Raw genomic sequence first — 4,982 nt, 5'->3', positions numbered from 1 at the left:
TCTGTATAGCTTCCTTTATTATCTATATGCTTAATTTGATTAGGATTAAAAACTATAAATTCACGCCCTGTTTCTTTTCTGCTAAAAAATAAGCCGTCATAACCCTTTAAGCTCAAAAAATCCGCTAAATTTAAAATATCTCTTTCGCCATTAACTCCTAACTTGTCTTTTCTATATAAAGTAGTCTTAGCAATAGCGGCTTTGTGTCCATACTCATCAAATCCTAAATTATGAATATATGTAAAAATATCCTTACCAATATAATCATTTATATTTATAGCTTTTATGTGTTTTGGTGGATTTTTGATTTCAAAAAGTTGCTCGATTTCTTTGGCATTTTGCTTTGTGATGATAGTATCTAAATCTAAAGGATTTTTGATATTTAAAAATACTTCATATTTCTTAGCGTTGCCTCTTTCTAAAGCATCTTTTAAATCCCTTTCTTGCCCCCCAAGCGTTGCATAATTTTGAGCATATTTTTCATTTTCTGTAAAATATATCCCGTAACGACTTCCTTGATTCCTGCCGTAATGTTTGTCATAAGGACGCATTTTTTCATATTGCTCTTTTAAGTCCGTTTTGCGTGTAAAGGCTTCAAAATCTTTATCCCTCGTTTTTTCTAAAACTTTGCCATTATTTGTATAATGATAAAACACTTTAGGCAGTCCGTTTTCATCTTTTGTTAAAGGGCTTGAGTCTTTATGCCACTCTAGCAAGTCTTTTGCTTTTTTCTCATCGTAATTAAACTTTTGCATGGTAGATTCTAGTGTTTGTTGTGGTATAATGTTGTTGTCAAGGTTTCCTAAAGGTTCTTTAGGTGTAAAAGTGTCGTGGTAGGAAGTCTCGGCACTTTCCTTGTATTTATTATTTTTATAACTTGTGATAATCCACTTATTTTCACCTACATTATCCCAACCTTTAGAGATACCAATTCTATATTCCTCTCCATTTTTATGCAATACGATACTATCTACACCATTTTGAGTAATAACCTTACCCTTGTCTATAATCTCACTCATAGCATTTATAAGTCCAGCTTCGCCCTCCCCAAAGGCTTTAAAGTCCCCTGCGTTTAAATGCTTTTCAATAATCTTAGCAAGTCCATAACCTTTTGCTTCTTTGCCTTTGCCTTCAACTTGCCCCCAAACTAAATCAATATCCCCTAATTCTTTACGATGAAATGCCCCTGCAACTTGTCCTTTATACTCGCCTTTAGCTCCGCTTTCTTTATGTGCTTGTGCTTCGCTTATTAGTTTTTGTATAGCAGTTTCACCGCTGTGATAATGTTCTGCATAGTTTGTGCCAAATTCTTTTATAGGTTTAATGTTGAGTGCATTCTCTATTGCTTCACGCATAAGAGTATCAAAGCCATTAAAGTCATCATCTTGGTTATTTAGACTTCTTTGCTTTAGAATAGAGAAATGTTCTCTTGTGTTAAATTCTCTACCATCATAGCTAAATGTATGATTTTGCGGTATATAGACTTCTTGTGTGGTAGCTAGTTTATCTTTTCTTTGTTTGATTAGATTTCTTGTCTTTTCTATCTCATTTGCAAAAAAGCTAAGATTAGTTTGTAGTTTATCCATTTGCTTTTGTGCTTGTTTGCTTGATAAATCTTTCTTTTCTAGCTCATTTATTTGTGTTTTAATGGATTCTAGTTTTTCTAATGCGTTTTGCTTTTCTTTCTCAAATATGCCTATTTCTTTGTGCAGCTTTTCTTTTGCTTTCTTTTCTTGTATGATTAGTTTTTGTGTTTCTTTGCGTTTAGATTCTATATCCTTGTGTTGTTGTAGTAATTTCTTTGTCTCTGCTACACTTTTCCCCGCTTCTTTTGCTTGTTTGATTATTTCTTTTGGGGTTTGTGGTATAATGTCGCTAGAGTTTAGAGGTTCATCTTTAGAAGTCAGTAAAGGATTAAATTCATCGCTATAAGCGGACAGGTTCGCGGTGTCGCCTTTAATCTCATCAGGTATTCTACCCTTTGTCTTTTTGTAGCTTGTAATAACCCAATTGTTATCACCTTTTTTATTAAATCCTTTTGAGATTCCCACTAGATAGTAATCATCACCATTTTTATACCATATTGTATTTACTCCATTTTCGGTAAGCAATTTGCCATTTTGTATAATCTCATTTATTGCATTTGACATTTTTTCATAAGGATTATTTCCTGCAAAGTCTGCAAAGTCTTTTAAATGTTTTTCCACTATTTTTTGTAAGCCTATTTTATCATTTCCCCAAACTAAATCAATATCCCCTAATTCTTTGCGGTAGAATGCTCCTTGTATATGTCCCATTTTTGCGACAAGTAAAGTTTCTATCGCTCCCTTACCTTTAACCATATATAATTCTTTATCTTTAGCTAAACGATGCAGCGTTTTTTTCATTATTTATCAAAAAGCCAAAATGGTGTCCATTGTCTTTAAAAAGTTTGTCAATATAGCGATCTAAATTATCAAGTGCTACCTCTAGTTTTTTTTGACCTAAGCTCATACTTGTAAAAGGCTCTTTGCTATCTGCAAAATGCTTGTGTATAAAAAACTCTGTGAAGTATTCCTCATTAAAAGATGGTATGCCAAAAAATTTGTCTAAGCTTGGGATAAATGCTATTCTTTCGTCTCCTATATTCACAGGCTCTTTTTCTAAAAACTCTAAAAGCTCTTTTTCCTTACCTTTAAATCCATTATCCAAAAAGCTTTTTCGTTTCTGTGCTTCTTGTTGTGTAATAAATTTACCTAAATATGTTGTAAAAAGTTCCCCATTCTCTCCTTTGGTGATGCTTATAAGGTCTAAATCCCTATCATTTATTTTTCTCTCTATCACCAAAGCCTCCCCCTGTGTATAATACCCTGAAATCTTACCTGACTCATCATTTTTTATTTTTTCTATAAATTCTTTTTGCCACGCATTTGTGTTATTTTCTGCTGTTTCTTTTACACTTTTGCCTTACTCTTTTGCTTGTTTTATGATTTCTTGTGGGGTTTGTGGTATAATGTCGCTGTCAATCTTGTTGGCTGAATATTGCGAAGCCTGTAAAAGCTTTTGCGAGATAGAATTGAAGTTTGGAGATTGATAAATAAAACTACCGCCTTTTTCTAGTTTATTATTAAGGTTTCTCGTTTCTTTAATCCCGTTACTAATACTTACTAAATATTCCCCATTATCAAAACTAACATTTACAAAATAATCGTCATTCTTTTAAATGTTTTGCAAATAAAAAGGCGTTATCACTATCTTTTAAAATTGCTTCTGGCGAATCTAGCACTTCTTTAATCTGCGGTATGTATTGCTCCCTGCCTTGTGCTACTAGCTTTTTAAGGCTTCCTAGCTGGAGTTTTATTTCTTTGCCACCTAAAGCTTCTCTAATCTCATCGCTATGCTTTGGTATATAACTTTCATCAAGGCTTTTTAGGTTAAAAGTCTTTAGCCATTGCTCTTGCACTTCTTTTGTAAGTGTGTGTTCTTTACCTTTTTTATCAGTAAAAATAATATCATTAGAATCTGCTTTTTGTGTGGCAGATTCTAAGCTAGTTTCCCCCTTCAGTGCAGAGATTCCTTTTTCTACTTCTTGTGTATCCTTTATCTTTTGTGATACATTTTCAAGCTCTTTTTCCCATGCTTTTAATTTTTGCGGATTCCACTCTTTATGTATGCCGCCTCCAAATGTAAGCTCTGTTTTTTGTGTTACAGAGTTAGATTTAGATTTTTCAGGCTCATATCGTTTCATAGAATTTATACAAAATTCTAAATAATCTTTATATAATTCTGTATCTAGGTATTCATCTTTTAATTTTTCAATAATTTTCTCTTTTAAATTCGTATCTTTAGAACTTATTAGCATAGCTTCTTTAAAATGGCTTCCTATCGTTACATTATCAAGTGCTAAATCTTTTTTTCTAGGGTATGTTTTGTAATGTCCACTATTGCCTTCTAAATCATCAAAAAATAAGTGTATGGAAGTATTTTTGTCTTGTAAGTTTTCTATACTTGCTAAAACCCTATACCTTATATCATCATATATTTTAGAAGCTTGTTTGTCTTCTCTATGCTTAAAGAATTTAACTACATCTTTGTCATAAAAATCAATATCCCCTGTCAAATATCCATCAATATCTTTATGCTCCCCTTTTGCTATGTTAAAAGCTAAATAATCGCTTAATCCTTCCCTATTTTGCATAATGATTTGTTGCATTTGTTTTTTGTTTTCTGCGGTTTTAAGTTTGTCTAATATAGGCTTAAAGTGTTTAGCAATAGCTGGTTTAATTTGATTGTCGAGTATATCCCGATATTTATATCCTTCTATTTTATTATATTTATTTAAGCCTTTCAATTTTTCATAAAGCCCTTTGAGATTTGCTTCAAGTTGTTGTTTTGAATCTTGTGGTATCTCTTTACTTATTTCCTGTTTTGTGGTAGGATTTGCATTGCGAGTCCATTCACAACTTCGGTTGTTTGTCTGTTCAGCGGAACGAAAGAATGGATAATGTCCGCCTTGTTTATCTCATTCTTTACATATCTTTCATTTGCGTTTGGAATCCCTGTTATTAAAGTTTTATCATTATTTTTTGTTACAAGTAGATATAATAGATTGTTATCCTTATCTTTAAATGATTTAATATATTCTTTTTTATTTGGTAAAAAAGTGAGTTCAATATCTGCCCTTTTTAGCGTAGGCTCAACAAGATTTAAATATGCTAGTCTTGTTTCCGCATTATTTCTAGTTAATAAATGCTCGATAAAGTTTTCTTTATTTTCTACATTATCTAAAGTTTTTAAGAAAGCATGTATATCTAGTGTTGGCGGTATAGGCTCTGCCACCGACTTTAAAACATTAAGATTTTCTATAAAAGCCTTTTTATCTGTGATAACCTGATATTCTCTTGTTTTTGGTATTTCCCCCAACACATTACTCAACCTATCCACTTCTACTGCGTTATTTTCACTAGGTTTATTGTATGCTAGTAGCTTTATCTCTTTTGTAG

General features: G+C 32.1%; 3 protein-coding genes and 1 pseudogene. All 4 read right to left on the bottom strand.

Features of this window, described 5'->3' with window-relative positions; all coding sequences use genetic code 11:
* Window positions 1-2,342: putative barnase/colicin E5 family endoribonuclease (locus C6H08_RS00485; protein WP_459178051.1), on the bottom strand; the 2,342-nt coding region annotated here is incomplete at its 3' end.
* A 16-nt stretch (window positions 2,343-2,358) separates the two neighbouring features.
* Window positions 2,359-2,826 carry a hypothetical protein gene (locus C6H08_RS00480; RefSeq protein WP_034580226.1) on the bottom strand — a complete coding sequence of 156 codons (468 nt, stop codon included), beginning with the start codon at window positions 2,824-2,826 and terminating at the stop codon, window positions 2,359-2,361.
* A 364-nt stretch (window positions 2,827-3,190) separates the two neighbouring features.
* Window positions 3,191-4,330 (bottom strand): hypothetical protein, encoded by a 1,140-nt coding sequence (locus C6H08_RS00475; protein ID WP_034580225.1) that lies wholly within the window; start codon window positions 4,328-4,330, stop codon window positions 3,191-3,193.
* A gap of 65 nt (window positions 4,331-4,395) precedes the next feature.
* Window positions 4,396-4,982: pseudogene (locus tag C6H08_RS00470) on the bottom strand (hypothetical protein); the annotation flags it as partial.

The organism is Helicobacter bilis (assembly GCF_900198365.1).
In the GTDB taxonomy this organism is placed as follows: domain Bacteria; phylum Campylobacterota; class Campylobacteria; order Campylobacterales; family Helicobacteraceae; genus Helicobacter_A; species Helicobacter_A bilis_B.
The sequence above is the reverse complement of the archived record's forward strand: the minus strand, read 5'-3'. Positions and strand labels throughout refer to the sequence as shown.